Annotated in this window: 17 protein-coding genes; 10 read left to right on the forward strand and 7 right to left on the reverse strand. The window is 37.4% G+C overall.

The window, feature by feature from the left end:
- Positions 1 to 5: 5 nt before the first annotated feature.
- The gene (locus EZ449_RS23545; RefSeq protein ID WP_394347146.1) at positions 6 to 344 is read left to right on the forward strand and encodes a hypothetical protein; all 339 of its coding nucleotides are present in this window, start codon (positions 6 to 8) and stop codon (positions 342 to 344) included.
- Between the two features lie 349 nt (positions 345 to 693).
- Complete coding sequence (locus tag EZ449_RS16660) at positions 694 to 1,140, forward strand: KTSC domain-containing protein (protein ID WP_131560924.1); 447 nt, start codon at positions 694 to 696, stop codon at positions 1,138 to 1,140.
- A 257-nt stretch (positions 1,141 to 1,397) separates the two neighbouring features.
- On the opposite strand, the gene EZ449_RS16665 is transcribed toward EZ449_RS16660, so the two are convergent.
- Both EZ449_RS16665 and EZ449_RS16670 read right to left on the reverse strand, forming a co-directional pair.
- On the reverse strand, positions 1,398 to 2,507 hold the full coding sequence (locus EZ449_RS16665) for a lactonase family protein (RefSeq protein ID WP_131560926.1): 1,110 nt from the start codon (positions 2,505 to 2,507) through the stop codon (positions 1,398 to 1,400).
- A gap of 126 nt (positions 2,508 to 2,633) precedes the next feature.
- On the reverse strand, positions 2,634 to 4,256 hold the full coding sequence (locus tag EZ449_RS16670) for a pseudouridine synthase (protein ID WP_131560928.1): 1,623 nt from the start codon (positions 4,254 to 4,256) through the stop codon (positions 2,634 to 2,636).
- Between the two features lie 265 nt (positions 4,257 to 4,521).
- Between EZ449_RS16670 and EZ449_RS16675 the strand changes: the two genes are divergently transcribed.
- Together EZ449_RS16675 and EZ449_RS16680 are read left to right on the forward strand one after the other, a co-directional pair.
- Positions 4,522 to 5,304, forward strand: coding sequence for a lytic transglycosylase domain-containing protein (locus EZ449_RS16675; RefSeq protein ID WP_131560932.1), 783 nt, complete (start codon positions 4,522 to 4,524; stop codon positions 5,302 to 5,304).
- A gap of 444 nt (positions 5,305 to 5,748) precedes the next feature.
- Positions 5,749 to 6,792 (forward strand): ferredoxin--NADP reductase, encoded by a 1,044-nt coding sequence (locus tag EZ449_RS16680; protein WP_131560934.1) that lies wholly within the window; start codon positions 5,749 to 5,751, stop codon positions 6,790 to 6,792.
- A gap of 207 nt (positions 6,793 to 6,999) precedes the next feature.
- On the opposite strand, the gene EZ449_RS16685 is transcribed toward EZ449_RS16680, so the two are convergent.
- The 3 genes from EZ449_RS16685 to EZ449_RS16695 form a co-directional block, all read right to left on the reverse strand.
- Positions 7,000 to 7,314, reverse strand: coding sequence for a helix-turn-helix domain-containing protein (locus tag EZ449_RS16685; protein ID WP_131560936.1), 315 nt, complete (start codon positions 7,312 to 7,314; stop codon positions 7,000 to 7,002).
- Complete coding sequence (locus EZ449_RS16690; RefSeq protein WP_131560939.1) at positions 7,314 to 7,667, reverse strand: type II toxin-antitoxin system RelE/ParE family toxin; 354 nt, start codon at positions 7,665 to 7,667, stop codon at positions 7,314 to 7,316. The genes EZ449_RS16685 and EZ449_RS16690 overlap by 1 nt, the downstream gene beginning before the upstream one ends.
- A gap of 253 nt (positions 7,668 to 7,920) precedes the next feature.
- Positions 7,921 to 8,502, reverse strand: coding sequence for a hypothetical protein (locus tag EZ449_RS16695; protein WP_131560941.1), 582 nt, complete (start codon positions 8,500 to 8,502; stop codon positions 7,921 to 7,923).
- Between the two features lie 154 nt (positions 8,503 to 8,656).
- Here EZ449_RS16695 and EZ449_RS16700 point away from each other — a divergent pair, with 154 nt between their 5' ends.
- The 6 genes from EZ449_RS16700 (at position 8,657) to EZ449_RS16725 (ending at position 17,763) form a co-directional block, all read left to right on the forward strand.
- Positions 8,657 to 9,616: a hypothetical protein gene (locus EZ449_RS16700; RefSeq protein WP_131560943.1), complete on the forward strand. Its 960-nt coding sequence runs from the start codon at positions 8,657 to 8,659 to the stop codon at positions 9,614 to 9,616.
- Between the two features lie 111 nt (positions 9,617 to 9,727).
- Positions 9,728 to 12,637, forward strand: a complete 2,910-nt coding sequence (gene uvrA / locus EZ449_RS16705) for an excinuclease ABC subunit UvrA (RefSeq protein WP_131560945.1) — start codon at positions 9,728 to 9,730, stop codon at positions 12,635 to 12,637.
- 131 nt (positions 12,638 to 12,768) lie between these two features.
- Complete coding sequence (locus EZ449_RS16710) at positions 12,769 to 13,536, forward strand: TatD family hydrolase (RefSeq protein ID WP_131560947.1); 768 nt, start codon at positions 12,769 to 12,771, stop codon at positions 13,534 to 13,536.
- 237 nt (positions 13,537 to 13,773) lie between these two features.
- Complete coding sequence (locus EZ449_RS16715; protein WP_131560949.1) at positions 13,774 to 14,793, forward strand: asparaginase; 1,020 nt, start codon at positions 13,774 to 13,776, stop codon at positions 14,791 to 14,793.
- Positions 14,794 to 15,255: 462 nt separating this feature from the next.
- Complete coding sequence (locus tag EZ449_RS16720) at positions 15,256 to 16,668, forward strand: MBL fold metallo-hydrolase (protein WP_131560951.1); 1,413 nt, start codon at positions 15,256 to 15,258, stop codon at positions 16,666 to 16,668.
- Positions 16,669 to 16,782: 114 nt separating this feature from the next.
- On the forward strand, positions 16,783 to 17,763 hold the full coding sequence (locus EZ449_RS16725; RefSeq protein ID WP_131560953.1) for a YpdA family putative bacillithiol disulfide reductase: 981 nt from the start codon (positions 16,783 to 16,785) through the stop codon (positions 17,761 to 17,763).
- A 160-nt stretch (positions 17,764 to 17,923) separates the two neighbouring features.
- Here EZ449_RS16725 and EZ449_RS16730 read toward each other — a convergent pair whose 3' ends face one another.
- A complete protein-coding gene (locus tag EZ449_RS16730) occupies positions 17,924 to 18,733 on the reverse strand; it encodes an alpha/beta hydrolase (protein WP_131560956.1) in 810 nt (269 codons plus the stop codon).
- Between the two features lie 4 nt (positions 18,734 to 18,737).
- A complete protein-coding gene (locus tag EZ449_RS16735; protein WP_131560958.1) occupies positions 18,738 to 19,277 on the reverse strand; it encodes a hypothetical protein in 540 nt (179 codons plus the stop codon).
- Positions 19,278 to 19,283: the final 6 nt, after the last annotated feature.

Consider the following 19,283-nt stretch of genomic DNA (forward strand, 5'->3'; position numbering starts at 1 on the left):
TGCCGATGGATGTAGTGCTGAATCTTGCTGCTGAGAAGAATACCGCAACAGCCGGAAAGCCAGCAGTTTATCAAGGCAGTTTTACACTTACCAAAACTGGCGATACTTTTTTAGATATGCGTACATGGGGCAAAGGAATTGTATTTATAAACGGTATCAATATCGGTAGATATTGGAGTGTTGGTCCGCAGCAAACTTTATACGTTCCAGGTTGCTGGTTAAAAACTGGTAAAAATGAGATCGTAATTTTCGAGCAAAAAAACGATGTCATGCAGAAATCAGTTAAATCGCTAACGACTCCAATATTGGAAGAACTTATTGCTGATAAAGGCTTGCCAAAATAGTTTCTAGTCTCCCGTTTATAATACCAAGTCATTCGATCTTTTTCGGATGACTTTTTTGTTGAAAAGGATTTGGAAAGGTACTGAAGTGCAGATCGGGTTCAGCCGTCCGTCTTTACGCTATATCCCCGATGAAGAAAAAATCGGGGGATGCAGCTTCAATACGGTTTAAAAACAAAGGTAGAGTTACGAAGTCTAGTTGGATCTGTGATTGGGGAGACTTCGTCAAGACTAAAAGGAAAGGCGAGAAAACAGTCAAAGTTACAAAATACTTAACCCCTTAAAACTCGGAGGTTTAACAAATGTAAACTTTCTCTAAATCAAATCATTATAAATCGTACCTTTGCGGCAAATGAAGAAAATAGTAGATTACAGAAAGCTTTTGAACGTAGATAAGAATGCTGAGTTAAAAGAGCTTAAATCGGTGTACCGTACACTGATGAAAGATTGTCACCCTGATAAGTTTCAGCAGGAAGAAGAGCGTTTGGATGCAGAAGCCAGAAGTAAAGACATTATTGAGGCTTACCATTTCTTAGTAAGCATTGCACCAGAAACACGTGAGCAAAACATTGCCGTTTACACGCAAACCACAACTTTATCAAACATTCAGGATTTTGAATATAAGCAACAAGTTTTAAACATCCAGTTTTTTGACGGAAGTGCTTACGAATATTTCGATGTGCCTAAGGCAATTTATGTTAAATTGGTAAATGCAGATTCTCCAGGCCGTTTTGCCCGCAGACATATATTTAATGAATTTCCATACCGTAACGTTGCAAGAGTAGCTGAACCGGCATAAGATTACTTATAAATATTTCGAATGGCTCGGCTTAATTGGCGAGCCATTTTTTGTTTTAGGCAATTTGTCTGAACGCTAAACCAACTCCACTTCGTCCTGCTGAACTTGATTCAGCATCTTTCTGGTTAGGCAATCATGTAATTAAGATCCTGAAATAAATTCAGGATGACGGACGTTCGTGTAGGATGATTATAGCACATTGCCTATTTCTCTTGCAAACACTCTAGCATGACTAATGGTGCTTAAAAGATAAAGCATCAATTAAACACTAAACAAACCGGTGCACCAACATCAATTCTTTTGCCACTATCGGTTAGCTTACCCGTATTTTTATTGCGTTTAAAAATGACCACGTCATTTGTGTATTGGTGGCCAACCAATAGATACTTTCCGCTTGGATCTATGGTAAAATTTCTTGGTCCTTTACCTAAACTACTTACCGTTTCAATAAACTTTAGTTTTCCTGTCGGCAGAACAGAAAATGTAGATATGCTATTGGCATTGCCACGATTGCTTTCGTAAAGAAATTTTCCGTCACCAGAAACATGAATATCTGCTGCATCTACTTTTTCAGAAAAATCTTTTGCTGTGGTACCGATTTCCTGAATTTTAGTTAGATTTCCGTTTGAATAAGCAAATGCTATAATGCTTCCATTAAATTCATGAACCAAATAAGCAAACTTACCATTCGGAGTAAAAGTAATGTGTCTTGGCCCTGTGCCAGCGTTTGTTTTAATTGCCTTTTTAAACGTTAAAGTATTCTCTTTTCCTACAGGATTGTAATTGTAAATATAAGTTTGATCTTCACCTAAATCATTAACAATTAAATATTTGTGATCTGGTGTAAACTTCACCATATGCACATGTGCACTTTCTTGCCTTCCTTTCGGGTCGATGCTTTTGCCTGTATGTTTAATTACCTGAACCGCCTCAGTTAAAGATCCATCAGCTTTGCGAGAAAATACCGCTAAACTGCCGCCGCTATAGTTGGCTACAATCACATTTTTTCCATCAACAGTTATAAAACAAGGATCAGCTCCATGACTATCAACTTTGTTCAGCAACGTTAATAAACCTGAAGTTGCATTGTATTTAAAAGCGCTAACGGTGCTGGTATTTCCGGTTTCGTTTACTGCATAAATAAATTTGTTATCTGGAGAAATGGCTAAATAACTTGGGTTTGCAGTTCCTTTGGCAATGTTTTTTAATGTAGTTGCTGCAGTTGCATTATTGAAATTATAAGTATAAATCCCCTCGCTTTTTCCTGGTGCAGTGTAAGTTCCAATCAAAAGGTTATAATTTGTTTTTTGCGCAAAGGCGATGGTTGATGTTAATGTCATTAATAATATGGCGATCTTTCTTTTCATGATGATGATTCTGTTTAAACAAATATGAGAAAAAATGGTTTGCTACAGCAGGATTTTTAAGATGATTGATTGATGATATGAAATCCATTTCAACAAAAAAGGCAACCTCTCGATTGCCTTTAAAAATTATTTTATTAAATGTTTGATCTGGATTAATTCATGATCTTCAAGATATCTCCACCTACCACGAGGTAAATCTTTCTTTGTTAAATTGCCATAAACTACGCGATCTAACTTTTCTACATTATATCCTAAGTGTTCGAAAATACGACGAACAATTCTGTTTTTACCACTGTGAATTTGGATACCGATTTCTTTTTTAGTTCCACCTGCAACGTAAGAAATGTTATCAGGCTTAATCAATCCATCTTCTAGTTCTAAACCAAAGGCAATTTTGTTTAAATCACCTTGTGATAAAGATTTATCTAACTCAATGTTGTAAATTTTAGTGATACCGTTTTTTGGGTGAGATAATTTATCCGCCAAGTCGCCATCATTGGTCATCAATAACAAACCTGTTGTATTACGATCTAAACGGCCAACTGGGTAAATACGCTCACGACTAGCTTTGTCAACCAATTGCATTACTGTACGGCGCTCCTGTGGATCATCGGTAGTCGTAATATAATCCTTTGGTTTGTTCAATAGGACATAAACTTTTTTCTCACGCTTAAGTAGTTCACCATTGTAGCGCACTAAATCCTTTGCAGGATCAACCTTATGACCAAGTTCCGTAACAGCTTCGCCATTTACGGTAACTACGCCGGCAGCAATTAATTCATCCGCCTTGCGACGAGAACAAATACCTGCATTTGAAATATATCTATTTAGGCGAATTAAGCCTTTATCTTCATTTGTTTTACGAGCGGGAGCAATAACAGTTCTTTCTGGGCGATTGAATTCTGTATCTCTTGGCTGTGCATCTTCGCGTTTTCTAAACGGTCTGCTATCAGCGCCTTCTCTTGGTTCCCTAGGTTTTACATCTCTAGAACTTCCAGCACTTGGCTTGAAGTCATCAGATTTGCCTCTAGATTTGAAATCTTTGTAGCCACTTTCTCTTGGCTTGAAATCTCTTGATCCGCCATCTTTCGATTTGAAATCACGGTCTCCTGTTCTAGGTTTAAAATCTCTCGAACCGCCGTCTTTTGATTTGAAATCACGATCTCCTGTTCTAGGTTTGTAATCTCTTGATCCGCCTTGTCTCGGTTTAAAATCTCTCGAATCTCCATCCTTAGATTTGAAATCGCGTTCTCCTGTTCTAGGTTTGTAATCTCTTGACCCACCTTCTTTCGGTTTAAAATCTCTATCTCCTGTTCTTGGTTTATAATCTCTTGAACCACCATCTTTCGGTTTAAAATCGCGATCTCCAGTTCTTGGCTTGTAATCTCTCGATCCGCCATCTCTTGATTTATAGCTACGATCTTCTGATTTTGCGCTTGAATCTTTTGATTTGAATTCACGATCGCCAAATTTGAAACTTTGTGGTTCGGCATCTTTCGACTTGAAGTCACGTCCGCCTGTTCTTGGTCTTGAATCTTTTCTGTCTCCGAAAGATTTTGATTTGAAATCTTTGTTGTCTGAACTTCTAGGTCTGAAGTTATCTTTTGAATCGGATGATTTTTTGTATTTGCTGTCTTTGTCGTCTGATCTTCCTCTATCAGATCCGGCCGAATTGCTTCTGCCTTCTGTTTTCCGGTCGCCCGATTTGGACTTGTCATCCCGACTGTTCCTGTTGTCTTTATTTATCATGATACGCTTTTAACCGCATCCTAAAATGCGGGCTGCAAATTTATGAAAAATTGGTGAATATTACAATTGTTGGAGAGCGAAAATTTCGATCAAAAAATAGCCTCTAAAATAGAAAAAATCAGTCGAAAATCAAAATTTAAAATCCACGTTTAAAGCGCTTTAAGGGCTGATTTTTGAGGTTAAATTCGTAACTATTTGATAATGTGGTTATTATTTTTTAGCTTTGCCGACGTTTTTATATAAGTTCACCAAAAAAAGGAGGAAGATGTTAAAGAAACACATAGTACCATTTTCGGTAGTGGCAACACTATTTATTTTGGCAAAAGTGTTCGCTTACCAAATGCCCTTAGCACAGAAAAGTCTTTTAAAAGAAGAAAAATTAAACACTACAATAACCCAAGCTGATTCCGTAAAAGTTGAAGAGGTAGAGAAACCTCAATCTTTAATGGCCCAGCTAAATTTTGCGAAAGAAACCTTGCCATTAGGCGATAAAAAGGTAGAACGCAAAATGAAAAAAATTCTTGCCGCACACTCTTTCAGGAGTACACAAACCAATCGCCTACACAAAAAGGCAGCAGAATGGTTTCCTGTAATTGAGCCCATCCTTGCGGCTTATGGAATTCCGAACGATTTTAAGTATTTGGCCTTGGTCGAGTCTGGAATGGCAGCAGGCGTTTCGCCGAAAGGTGCAGCCGGAATTTGGCAATTTATGCCTGGTACTGCCCGCACTTACGGATTAAGGGTGAACGGCAATGTCGATGAACGTTATAATCTGCGTAAATCTACCATCGCTGCCTGCAAATACATTAAGGAAATGTATAAAGGTTTAGAAAGCTGGACATTGGTAGCTGCGGCTTACAATGTTGGCGACGGACGCCTTCGCAAGCAAATCAATAATCAAAATCAGGATAATTATTACAAAATGAAGCTTAACCGCGAAACCGGTGGCTACGTTTATAAGGTAATTTCGATGAAACAGATTGTTGAACACCCAGTACGTTACGGTTACGCAAAACCGAGAGTGTTATTGGCATACAACGCCGAATAATATAATTAAGATAAAGACAAGCATTTGGTAAGGCGTCCCGACATGAAGTCGGGACGCTTTTTTAATTTCAGGTTGATTTCACAGATTATGAGATTCACTGATGCAAGGTTTGGCCGCAGATTTTAAGATAATTGATTAGAATTTTTAGTCACGGAAACACAGAAAACACGGAATTAAGTCTTATAGTTGCATTGAAGCTTGAATTTAAGTTGGGCCGCAGATTCGCAGATTTTATTCGGTAAATGGTGTGAAATTTCTGCCACGGAAACACAAAAAAACACGGAATTAAGTGTTATAGTTGCATTGAAGCTCGAATTTAGTTTTTGCCGCAGATTCGCAGATTTACTTTTTATTATTTACGCAACTTGCATTTACGGGTGAATTCCGACTCTGGACTTTCTACTTCCGACTCCTGACCTCGGACTTTTTTCTTTTCTTTGCAATATGTTCAAACTTAAAATCAATAAAATAATTAATCAGCCGGGCGATAACATCACTTTTCAATTTGAGGAAATAGGAGAACCTTACCCGAAATATTTAGCTGGTCAGTTTGTTTCGTTGGTTTTTGAGGGGAAACATAAAGAAATCAGAAGATCATATTCCTTTAATAGTTCTCCAGATGCGGATGAAGCTCTAGCCATTACCGTAAAACGTGTGGAGAATGGTGAGATATCAAGATTTTTGCACCACAAAACTTCGGTAAATGATATACTTCATGCCTTAGAACCGCAAGGTTTATTCAGTTATCATCCAGAGGAAAACTTGGAAAGGGATCTTTTTCTTTTTGCTGCCGGCGTTGGGATAACACCTTTGTTTTCTATTTTGAAAACTGCATTGGTTCGGGAGAGGAAATCGCTCATCACATTAGTATATAGTAATCGCTCAAAAGATGACGCTTTATTTTATGATGAACTGATGGAGTTGCAAAATCTATATCCAGAGCGACTAAAAATTGTTTGGGTTTTTAGCAACAGTAAAAACCTAATGACCGCCCGGTTAAATAAGTTTTATATCGAAAGACTTTTGAAAGAACATTTACATTTCGATAGAAGCAGTACGCTATTCTACACCTGCGGACCAATTATTTACATGGATTTATGTAGAATAACTTTGTTAGGAATGGGTTTTGACATCCAACAAATTAAAAGAGAAACGTTTGTGCTGCCTGAAGATGAAGTGGATGAAGATGACAGCTCAGAAAAGATTGTAGATAAAAATACCTATTCGGTTATATTGAATTTTAAGGGAGAAAGTTACAATCTCGATATTCCTTGGCCTAAACGAATTTTAGATGTTGCGCTTGAGCATAAAATTAAACTTCCTTATAGTTGCCGTGGAGGGGTTTGTAGCACTTGTGTAGCCAATTGTACAAAGGGCAACGTTCGTATGGATTATAATGAAGTGCTTACTGATGATGAAATTGAAAGGGGTAGGGTTTTGGTTTGTACGGGTCACCCGACGGAGAATGGAACGACGGTAGAGTGGTAACCCAAGTTTTAGTTGCCAGGTTATGCGATTATAAAAAGAAGAATTGTATTATATCTCCAGTCCAATATAATGTTATAGTTTACAGGGACGGGGATTTTTAATGCTGAAGTTCAATTGAAAAACGAAAGTTAAACCTTGAACCTTATACAAATGTCCAATCGAAGCTGTTCAGCCCCCGCTTTTAGCAATACCTTGTTATGTACAGTATTATTGTCCAATACTTATATTTAGGTTTGCCAATTCTACTTGTAGCCTCACTTTTGCTTTTAACGCTGTAAATACTCTCAATAAAGTGTCCATTGTTACATTGCTAGCGTTGTTTTCAAGACGTGAAATTTGTGCTTTTTGAACGCCAATAAGTTTGCCTAATTCTTCCTGTGTCAAATTACGTTCTTGTCGGGTTTGTTTAATCGCTTTTCCGATTAAGTCCATTTGAAGTTCATACTCAAAAAGGTTTCTTTCCGCAGTTCCTATCTTTCCGATAAGCTCGTCTTGCACTTGGTCTAATGTGTATGTTTTCATTATTTCTTATTTTTTAATTGTTTCTGTTCAAAATATTTTGTTCGTTGTCCGATTGCTTTTTGGATTTCATTGTCGGGAACTTTACTTCGTTTTTTTATAAATCCGTGTGTCGAAATAACCAACGTTTCAGTAGTAGAGGTTGTGTCCCAAAATGCAAGTAATCTATATTGAAGTCCTTGGTATAAAGCTCTGAATTCCCAAATTTCGTTATTAAGTTTTTTGAATAATTCAGGGTCGTGTTGAGTTTGTGCTCTACGAATGTTATAAAGAATTTTTTCGTAATGCTTTCTATCTAATCCTTTCAAGAATTCAAATGCTTCATCTAAAAATGTTATTTCAAAAAGTTTGTCCATTCATTAATTTGGTCAACGGTGCAAAGATAAGATAAGTTTCGTTATAACGAAACTTATGAGAGGTTTATCTTGTCGCGAGTATTCGGAAAAAATGGCACGTAACGGTTTGGCGCTTGGCGAATTTTTGATTTTATTTTCAGCAATTACCCACAGCACTAACTTAATAAATAATTACTGAACTCGCATATTGCTTGTCGCCCAAAAATTTGCAAAGCAACTGTTATGCGTTCGGCATTATTCGTCAGTTTTATTGTCATGGTAAAAACCAAGCTCGCCAACCACCCCAATAGTCGAAGTAATTCTCTCTAAATGTCCTAAGTTCATTTATTAAGGGTAAGTTGTTTTTTGTTGCAAACTCTACGTAATCTTTTGTTGTCTTAAATTCTGTGAACACTTTTTCGTCCAGGTCATAGATAAAAAAAGAATTTTTATAATCGTAAAATCCACTTTCTAAATTTCCAATTATTTTGTCGTTAACCACTTTAAATTTCGTCATTTCTATTTTCATGCTGTCACTGGTTTCAGCAACATTCATGTATCCATACTCTTCCCAATTTGTGTTGTCAACAACTACACCGTGTCCAATTGGAATTCTTGGTCCATCCCCAAATCCATGAAAACCCCAATGAGTAAAAAGGTAACATAAAAGTCCAGCCGAGAAAACGGAACTACTTATCAACCATAGTCTTATTTTTTTAGTTGACGCTCTGTCGAACCAACTATTAGGTTTGAATTTTGTGATTAATCTAAAAGATGAGAGAGTTAGAAGTGCATAGATTGAACTTAAAATTGAAATTTTTATTAATGATCCGATAAAGCCAATTATTACTTCCATTTTCTGTATGCGATGGTCTTGGTTTGTTCGTTTTGAGCTGCTTCTGGCAACTCACCACATTTTTAAACATTTCTTAACGAATATAAACGTTAGACTTAATTATGTTCTGATTACTTATAAAAAACCAACATTCATCTCACATCGTTTATCTGTTATGATGAAAACTTTCCTTTCGCTCTTTCTTTTTCTATTTGTTTCTCAACTTCATGCCCAAGACTCCTTAACCATCAAAAGAGAATCCGCCAATAAACAATACATCAATCTCTACAAGGAAAATTCTGATTTTGCCTACACTTCCCCAGCTGGAGAAATCGGTGCACCATCAAAATATGTCATCAATGGAAGATTGACCACAACCTATATGTTGCTTGGGAGTTATAAATCGCCGATTGCTTTTTCCATTATTCCCGATTTTACGGTTCGTGTTCGAAATGAGGCTTCAGCTGGTGTGCGTACACCAAGTTACAGGTTGGGTTTTGCAGCTTACGCCAGACTCAATACAAATCCAGAAAATTACAAATATGCTGAGTTGGCTTTTACTCACCATTCTAATGGACAAGATCAAGAGGCAATTAATACCGATGGATCAATTAACACCCTAACCGGAAATTTCAACGCCAATTATTTAACGGCGTCTTATCGCTTCGGTCATTTAACGCCGACTAATCCAGATGAAAGTTATTATTCTTTTAACCATCGTATCGGCTTACAATGGTTTAAGTTTTTTCGATATGAACCAGCGTTAGATTTAGGTTTTGGCTTTACACGGGTGTTGTATAATTTCTCTTGGAGGAAGTATGATGAGATTGAAAAAAATGCAAAGAATAAATCAAAAGTTAAAACCGAAAAAGAAACCTGGCGTTTGAATACAGAGTTATCTTATGCGGTTAATAAGATTCCGGTGAAAAATTTAGTAAATTTTGGGAAAAGGTTAAATGCGGAAATCAATTTTAATTATAGCTTTCCATTTATGAATAATGTGTTTTTAATGGCTGCAGTTGGCTATTATGGAGAGGATAATTACAATATTTATTTTCAGGATCACTATGGGTATATGCGTTTTGGTTTCTCCTCAGGTTTCCTTAGAAATAGAAGCCGACATTATGACAATTAATCCTTAATACAGATTGAATTACACTTTCTTTTTGATAAAATTTTTAGCATTTTTGCAGATTGGAATTCGGCCCTGTTTTTCGCTAAAATTCCATCCAATTTTCAATTAAATATGAGCAACAAATCTATCGACCTTGGCGAGCAGAAAGAAGTAGAAGTTTACGGAGCTAGGGTACATAATTTAAAAAATATTGATGTGAGTTTCCCTCGAAACCAACTGGTAGTTATTACTGGTTTGAGTGGAAGTGGGAAATCATCTTTGGCTTTCGATACCATTTACGCTGAAGGGCAACGCCGCTATATGGAAACATTTAGCGCATACAGTCGCCAGTTTATGGGTGGCATGGAGCGGCCAGATGTAGATAAGGTTTCAGGTTTAAGTCCGGTAATTGCCATTGAGCAAAAAACCACCAGCAAAAACCCACGCTCTACGGTTGGTACCATTACCGAGATTTACGATTTTATGCGTTTGCTTTACGCCCGTGTTGCCGATGCTTACTCATACAATACAGGTGAGAAAATGGAGCGCATGAGCGAAGACCAGATTCTGCAAAACATCTTCAATAAGTTTGATGGTGCGGCAGTAAATATTTTGGCGCCTGTTGTTAAAGGTAGAAAAGGGCATTATCGCGAACTATTCGAGCAGATCAGAAAGCAAGGTTATGTAAAGGTTCGTGTTGATGGAGAAATTAAGGATATTTCTGCGAAAATGCAGGTAGATCGTTATAAAATCCATGATATTGAGGTGGTAATCGATCGTTTAATTGTTGATGATAAGGATAAAAAACGCCTGTTAGACTCGCTACAAGTTGCCATGAAAATGGGTAAGGGCGTAATTAAAATCAGCGATAAGGATAACAATGTTGCCCATTTCAGTAAGTTTTTGATGTGCCCAACTACGGGAATCTCCTATGATGAACCTCAACCCAATAGCTTTTCGTTTAACTCGCCTTATGGTGCTTGCGAACGTTGCGATGGTTTGGGCTACATTTTCGTGGTGGATAAGGAATCGGTAATGCCGAACCCAAAATTGAGTATCTTGAACGGTGGTTTGGCTCCGCTCGGCGAATATCGCGATACCTGGATGTTCCAGGTTTTAAAGGCCTTGGCAAAGAAATACAGCTTTTCTTTATCAACCCCGATTGAAAAATTAGGTGATGAGGTAATCGATATTATCTTAAATGGTGCTCAGGATCTGATCAAGGTTGAGGTTGAATACAATAAATGGAACGTTCAGAATTACAACATTACTTTTGATGGAATCATCAAGATGTTGGAAGAGCAGAACGAGAAAAGGTCGGAAAGTGCGGTTGATGATATGGAGGCTTTTAGGAAACTAAAAACCTGCCCTGAATGCCATGGCGCAAGATTAAAAAAAGAAAGTCTGCATTTTAAAGTTGATGGAAAGAACATTTTTGATCTGGCATCAATGGATATTACAAATCTTCATTCATGGTTTAAACATGTTGACGAGAGACTTTCTGATCGCCAAAATATAATTGCAAAAGAAATTTTAAAAGAGATAAATGCTAGAATTGGTTTCCTGACTGATGTAGGTTTAACTTATTTAACTTTAGATAGAACCGCTCGCACACTTTCTGGTGGCGAGGCGCAACGGATTCGCTTGGCTACACAAATTGGGTCGCAATTGATGAATGTAATGTACATTCTCGACGAACCGAGTATTGGCTTGCACCAACGTGATAACGAAAGATTGATTAACGCCTTGAAGAATCTTCGAGATCTGGGTAACACCGTTTTGGTGGTAGAACACGATAAGGATATGATTTTAGAGGCCGACTGGGTAATTGATGTTGGTCCAGGGGCAGGTATTCACGGCGGACAAATTGTTGCTGAGGGAACTGCGAAAGAGATCCTGAAATCTAAAACCTTAACAGCCGATTATTTAAACGGCAAGAAAAAAATCGAAATACCTAAGGTCCGTAGAAAAGGAAATGGGCACAAATTATCCATCACTAAAGCTACAGGTCATAATTTAAAAGAGGTTTCGGTCGATTTTCCTTTGGGTAAATTCATTGCTGTAACTGGCGTTTCTGGTTCTGGAAAATCGAGTTTAATTACCGAAACTTTATACCCAATTTTAAATCATCATTTCTTTAGGGCAAAGAAAACGCCACTGCCTTACGAGAAAATTAGTGGTTTGAAAGAGATTGATAAGGTTATCGAGATCGATCAGGCGCCAATTGGGAGAACACCTCGTTCCAATCCATCAACTTATACAGGTGTTTTTTCTGATATTAGAAATCTGTTTGTTCAATTGCCAGAAGCGAAAATCCGCGGTTACAAACCAGGTCGTTTCTCTTTCAATGTTAAAGGTGGAAGATGCGAAACTTGCCAAGGTGGCGGGATGAAAGTTATTGAAATGAATTTCTTGCCAGATGTTCAGGTGCGTTGCGAAGAATGTGGTGGAAAAAGATATAACCGTGAAACTTTAGAAGTTCGTTTCCGCGGAAAATCGATTAGTGATGTTTTAGATATGAGCATTGAGGATGCTTGTGTTTTCTTCGAGAATATTCCGATCATTTATCGCAAAATTAAAACATTAAAAGATGTTGGTTTAGGCTACATCACGTTAGGACAATCTTCGGTTACTTTATCTGGTGGAGAGGCGCAGCGTGTTAAGTTGGCTACCGAACTTTCAAAAAAGGATACAGGTAAAACTTTCTATATTTTAGATGAACCTACAACCGGACTTCACTTTGAAGATATTAATGTGCTTTTAGGTGTGCTTCAAGAACTGGTTGAAAAGGGCAATACCATTTTAGTGATCGAACATAATTTGGATGTTGTAAAAGTTGCCGATTGGGTTATCGATTTAGGCGAAGAAGGTGGAGCAGGCGGAGGAAGAATTCTTTTCGAGGGCACGCCAGAGGGCTTAATACAAAACCCGATTAGTTTAACCGGAAAGTTTTTGAAGAAAGAAATGGCTTTAGAGTCCGAGGTCGGAAGTCTGAAGTCCGTAGTTAAAAAGCCGAAAAAAGCAAAAACCGAGAAGAAATAGTTAGGCTTTCGTCATTGCGAGGCACGAAGCAATCTTAAAGCGTAACGCTTTTGCATTAGGATTTATTCTTGCCTTGCAATGGCTAATATCGCATATCATCCATTTTCCATCACCCATCTTACATCATACCCATGTTATTTACCGATACCCATACCCATTTATATTACGAGCAGGATGCCGAAAAGCAAGGCCAATTAATGGAGCGTTGCTTTGAAAATGATGTAAATCGTTTGTTTTTACCCAATGTAGATGTAAAATCGATTGCGATGATTGATGATTTGGTGGCTAAATATCCAGACAATTGTTTTGCAATGGCGGGTTTACATCCTTGCGATGTAAAGGAAGATTATCTTTCACATTTGGATGAAATTTACAAAAGTATTTCGGACAGAAAAATTTATGCCATTGGCGAAATTGGTATCGATTTATATTGGGATAAAACCACTTTAGCCATTCAGCAAGACGCTTTTAGAAAACAGATTGGTTGGGCGAAAGATTTAGGTTTACCAATTGTAATTCATTGTCGCGAAGCTTTTGATGAGGTTTTTGAATTGCTGGAAAGTGAGCGTGACGAAAAATTACGAGGCATTTTTCATTGTTTTACCGGAAATGTTGCTCAAGCAAATCAAGCTATCGATCTTAATTTTTATTTGGGAATTGGTGGTGTGGTTACTTATAAAAAATCTGGTCTGGATGCGGTATTATCTGAAATCCCTTTAGCTAATCTAGTTTTAGAAACCGATTCTCCTTACTTGGCTCCAACGCCTTTCCGAGGTAAACCAAACGAAAGCAGTTATCTAATTTACATCGCTCAAAAATTAGCCGATATTTATGGTGTTTCTGTTGAAGAGATTGCGAATGTAACCACAGAGAATTCGAAGAAAGTTTTTGGAGTTTAAGGTTCTTCTCGCCTCATCGTCCTTGCGAGGCACGAAGCAATCTTTAAACTATGGCTTTTATAGCGATCGCATTAAGATTACTTCGTGCCTCGCAATGACGACCGTTCATACATGTTTTCTTACCTACTCCAAATATTAGATGAAAATTCTTGGTGTTCTCCGTGCCTTTGTGGTAAAAGCCTCGTAGAAATACAAATCTTTTGCGTTCTTTTGCGGTGAGCAACCTTTACCAACCAAATGACCAAGATCCTAATAATTTATACCGGTGGCACCATCGGTATGGTTAACGACCCTAGCAACGGAATGCTAGTTCCTTTCGACTTCGAGCAGATCAAAGAAAACGTTCCTGAGCTGGCCCGTTTAGATTACCACTTAGATGTGCATTCCTTTAATCCTGTTTTGGATTCATCAAATATGGATCCCGAAATATGGAAAACTTTGGCAGAACTGATTTACAATAAATACGATCTTTATGATGGTTTTGTAATTCTCCACGGCTCGGATACAATGGCTTTCACAGCATCAGCATTAAGTTTTATGTTGGAGAATTTGGGTAAACCTGTGGTGCTAACAGGATCTCAGTTGCCAATTGGCGAAATTAGAACGGATGCAAAAGAGAATTTAATTACTGCATTAGAAATCGCCGCAACCAAAGAAGATGGCAAGGCTTTATTTCCAGAGGTTTGTATTTATTTCGATTCGCAATTATTTAGAGGGAATCGTTCAATCAAGTATAATAGCGAAAAATTTGAAGCTTTCCGTTCACCAAATTATCCAATTTTGGCCGAAGCGGGCGTTCATCTTCAATTTCACAGAAACTATATTCTAAAACCAACATCAGGTAAATTAATCATTCATACCAACTTCAATTCGAACATTGGTGTGCTTAAATTATATCCCGGCATTACGCCACAAGCGGTTTCAGCTATAACCGATTCTAAGGTCGATGCCATTATTTTAGAAACCTTTGGCTCTGGAAATACCACAACTGCTCAGTGGTTCTTGGATAGTTTAAGGCAAGCAATCCTAAATGGAAAAATCATCATCGATATTTCTCAATGTAAAAAAGGATCGGTTCAATTGGGCCGTTACGAAACCAGTAGAGAATTACAAAAAATGGGTATTCTAAGCGGTTACGATTTAACTTTTGAGGCCACGGTTACCAAGTTGATGTTTGTTATGGGGCTGGGTTTAAGTCATGAGGAAAATCGGCAGTTAATGGAAGAATCGCTTCGTGGAGAACTTACAAAGGATTAATTTTTTGTAAGGCAATTGCTTAGCTTTTTTTAATGTCAGCCCCGCTCTTCGTTCAATCTTTTTGTTTAGGCATTTACATATCTAAAGGTTTGAGCAACAAAAAGGATATCACTGCCATCGGGCTTAATTGGCTAAAATAGTAACCCTAAACTGCGTAAAATAAGCCCGACCGGCAGCGGTATGCCGATTTTTCATCGGCATTTAGCAAAGGGTGGGACTAATGTAGCCTATTAACCACAGCTTTTGCTTTCCAAAATGTGCATCATCAATATAATATCCTTTACGGAGTGCTTTCGCTTACGATAATGTTATTAAGTAAAACTTCTGCAATTATGATGTTCATCATTTCGGTTATTCGTATTTAGCCCTATTTTTGTTAAACATATTCGTCATGCTGAACTTGATTCAGCATCTATTCAATAAGACCATGAAATAAATTCAGGGTGACGAACAAGGAAATACATGAAAATAGAACAAATATATACAGGTTGCCTAGCAGAGGCCGCATACTACATCGAAAGTAATGGCGAAGCGGCAATCATCGATCCACTTAGAGAAGTTTCCACTTATTTAAAGAAAGCCGAAAAAGCCGGAGCCAAAATCAAATATATTTTCGAAACTCATTTTCATGCAGATTTTGTTTCTGGTCATGTAGATTTAGCAGAGAAGTCTGGAGCTGACATTATTTATGGTCCGACAGCCAAAACAGAATTCAAATCGCACATCGCTAAAGATGGTGAGCAGTTTAAAATTGGTGCTTTAACCGTTACAGCATTGCATACACCCGGACATACGTTAGAATCTACAACTTATTTATTAACCGATGAAAATGGAAAAGACTACTGTATTTTCAGTGGGGATACGCTGTTCATTGGCGATGTTGGTCGCCCAGATTTAGCTCAGAAAGGAAGTTTAACAATGGAAGATTTAGCCGGAATGCTTTACGATTCGTTGAATGATAAAATCAAACCTTTGGCTGATGATGTAATCGTTTATCCCGCTCATGGCGCAGGTTCGGCATGTGGCAAGAGCATGAGTAAGGAAACTTTTGATACTTTAGGTCACCAAAAAGAAGTGAACTATGCTCTAAAGGCCGAAACCAAAGAACAATTTATAACTGAAGTTACGGACGGTATGATGCCACCGCCACAATATTTTGCTAAAAATGCAGCCATGAACAAAGGCAGCGTAGAAAGCATTAACGAAGTTTACGAAAAAGGTTTGAATGCTTTAACGCCTCAACAATTTGAAGACTTGGCAAACCAAACTGGAGCAATTATGTTGGATACTCGCGATCCACAGGTTTTTGCAAAAGGGTTTATTCCAAACGCTGTAAATATAGGTTTGAATGGACAATTTGCACCTTGGGTTGGTGCATTAATCACCGATCTTCAACAACCAATTTTATTAATTACCGATCAAGGTAAGGAACAAGAAACCATTACTCGATTAACCAGAGTTGGTTACGATAGTACAATCGGCTACTTGGATGGTGGTTTTGAAAGGTGGACAGATGCAGGAAAGGAAATCGATACCATTGAATCAATCTCTGCAGATGCTTTTGAACAAGCCGCACAAGAGAATGAAATTATTGCTTTAGATGTTCGTAAACCTGGAGAGTATGAATCGGAGCATTTGGATTTCACTTTAAGCCGACCGTTGGATTTTATTAACGAGTGGACAGGAGAAATCAATCCAAAATCAACATATTATATTCATTGTGCTGGCGGTTATCGTTCAATGATCGCTGCATCAATTTTAAAATCGCGTGGTGTAGAAAACGTAATCGACGTAGCTGGCGGCTATGGTGCAATCAAAAACACAGGTTTAAAAAGAACCGATTTTTCTTGTCCAAGTAAAGCAATGAAAGTTTAATCGAGGGTTTTGAACCACCTAAGAGACCTAATCATACCTTAGACAATTGCTCAAATATTTAATACAACAAACTTAAATGATCTTAGATGTCTAAGGTGGTCAATATTTTTTAGAATGTCTCAGAATCAAAATCATTACGATATATTAATAATCGGCGCTGGCCCCATCGGTATGGCTTGTGCAATCGAGGCACAAAAAGCAAATCTCAGCTACGTCATTATCGAGAAAGGCGCTCTAGTAAATAGCTTATTTAACTACCCAGTATTCATGACGTTTTTTTCCACTTCACAAAAGCTGGAAATTGGCGGTGTTCCGTTCGTTACGATTAGTCCGAAACCTAATCGCAATGAGGCTGTAGAATATTATCGTCGTGTTGCAGAGAAATTTAATCTAAATATTAAGCCTTTTGAAACCGTAAAGCAAGTAATAAAAAACGCCGATGTTTTCGAAATATCTACTTCAAAGGCTGAGTACACTGCTAATAATGTTGTAGTAGCAACAGGTTTTTACGATGTACCATTATTGATGAACATCCCTGGTGAGGATTTACCAAAAGTTACACACTATTACAAAGACCCACATTTATACGCTTTCCAAAACGTTGTGGTGGTTGGTGCCAATAATTCTGGTGTTGATGCCGCTTTAGAAACTTACCGTAAAGGCGCAAATGTAACTTTGGTTGTACGAAGTGGAGATCTTGGTCCGCATGTAAAATATTGGGTTCGCCCAGATATTCAAAACAGAATTAAGGAAAGTGAGATTACAGCGATTTTCAATTCTGAATTATTAGAAATAAGAGATGGTGAGGTGGATATTAAAACACAGGGTGGAATCAAAACTATTCCTAATGATTTTGTAATTGCCATGACTGGCTATCAACCCGATTTTTCGATGTTAAGAAAATTCGGAATCGATTTGCCAGAAAGTTTATGTCCTGCTTACAACGAAGAAACCATGGAAACCAATGTTAAAGGTTTGTATCTGGCTGGCGTAGTTTGCGGTGGATTGGATACGCACAAACTTTTTATCGAAAATTCGAGGATTCATGCTGGAATGATTGTGAAAAATATCGTGAGCCCGACTTACGAAGTTTAGTTGGCTTCTGTATTGGCGAACTTCGTCAGTCTCTAGGTTTTATAACAGCTAACAAGAACTGTCGTCATCCTGAACTTGATTCAGGATCTCAATGACAGGAAATATCAATCCACAAGCAACTTCAGTGGAGCAAGCTAATAGTTTAATTCTTCATACTTTTTTACTTCGTTTTTTGAAAAATAAATTCAAGGCCTTGGTAGGCGCTATTATGAAGAATAGTTAAGTGATCTTCTTTTGGCATGGGATTAAATGTGGTCGAAATATTTTTGTTTACTTTTAAAAGATCAGCTAATTTCTTCGCGTCAACTTCCATTTTTTTGCCTTCAGTTCCAACTGAGATATAAACTTTTGAATCTATAATTTTGGATGAAGCCATTTTTGCCCCTACCAATAATGATTCGTTATCCCACCATAAACTTGGACTAATAATGATATAATTGTTGAACAATTGCGATTTTTTTAATAAGATTTCAGTAGCCAATAAGCCGCCTAAAGATTGGCCAATAATCGTTTTCGATGTGCCCGCTTTATATTTTTCATTGATAAAAGGCTGTAATTCTTTCTCTATAAATGTGATAAAACTTGCTGATTTTCCTGTTGTTGGAAAATCTTTTAAATCTTTTTCTACTGTAGTTGGGAAAGTAAAATCTCGCTTTCTATCTATGTTAGCTATACCAACAACAATGCTCTGAGGCATTTTTTCTATCATTACCAAAAATTGTACAAGCCCAACGATATGTATAAAATCCTCATTGGCAGAACCATCCAATAAATAGATTACGGGATAGGTTTTTGCAGAATCTGCAGAATAACCATCAGGTAGGTAGATGTTTAATGTTCTGGTTTCCTTTAAGATGGATGATTGTATTTTTTGAACTTCTCCAAGCGTAAAAGGTTTAGCATTTTCTTTGTTTTGAGCTAACACTAGAGAACTGGAGATAAAAAATAGGATTATAAAAAGGTATTTCATGGAACTATGAGTTTGGCAAGGTTTGTTTGCCCCATTTGTAGGCTAGATTAATCATGAGAAAAATTATAATCAATTGAATGAACAAAAGAGAACTGCAAAGTATTTCTTGCAAGTCGAAAATTGGAATATGTTTATTTTTCAGAGTAACCTGAACTGGAGGATAAACCGTCCAGCCATTTCCAAGCGATTCGCCATTTGATGCATTCATAAATTTCCCAAACGAAGTAAAGAATGTAATACACCCTACTGATTTTGAAAGTATAAGGATAAGAATAATTCCAAAAAATATTGTAATTATATTTTGAGATTTTCGTTTGTAGCTATGTTTTTTTTCTTTGATTAAATATACCGTAAAACTGAAGATGATAAAAAGAATAGCAAAAAAAGGCCATGCCGGCGTAACTAAATAAGTATCGTGAAGATTGATGTCTATTTTATCGCTGAAAATAGCTGTTCCAAATAAAACTAGGCAGACGAATAATGCAAGGATTGCTGCCGATAACAACCAGAAAATTTCTTTTAAATATAGTTTTGATTTAGGCATTCAGAT

It is taken from the genome of Pedobacter frigidisoli (genome assembly GCF_004331675.1).
Classification (GTDB): Bacteria; Bacteroidota; Bacteroidia; order Sphingobacteriales; family Sphingobacteriaceae; genus Pedobacter; species Pedobacter frigidisoli.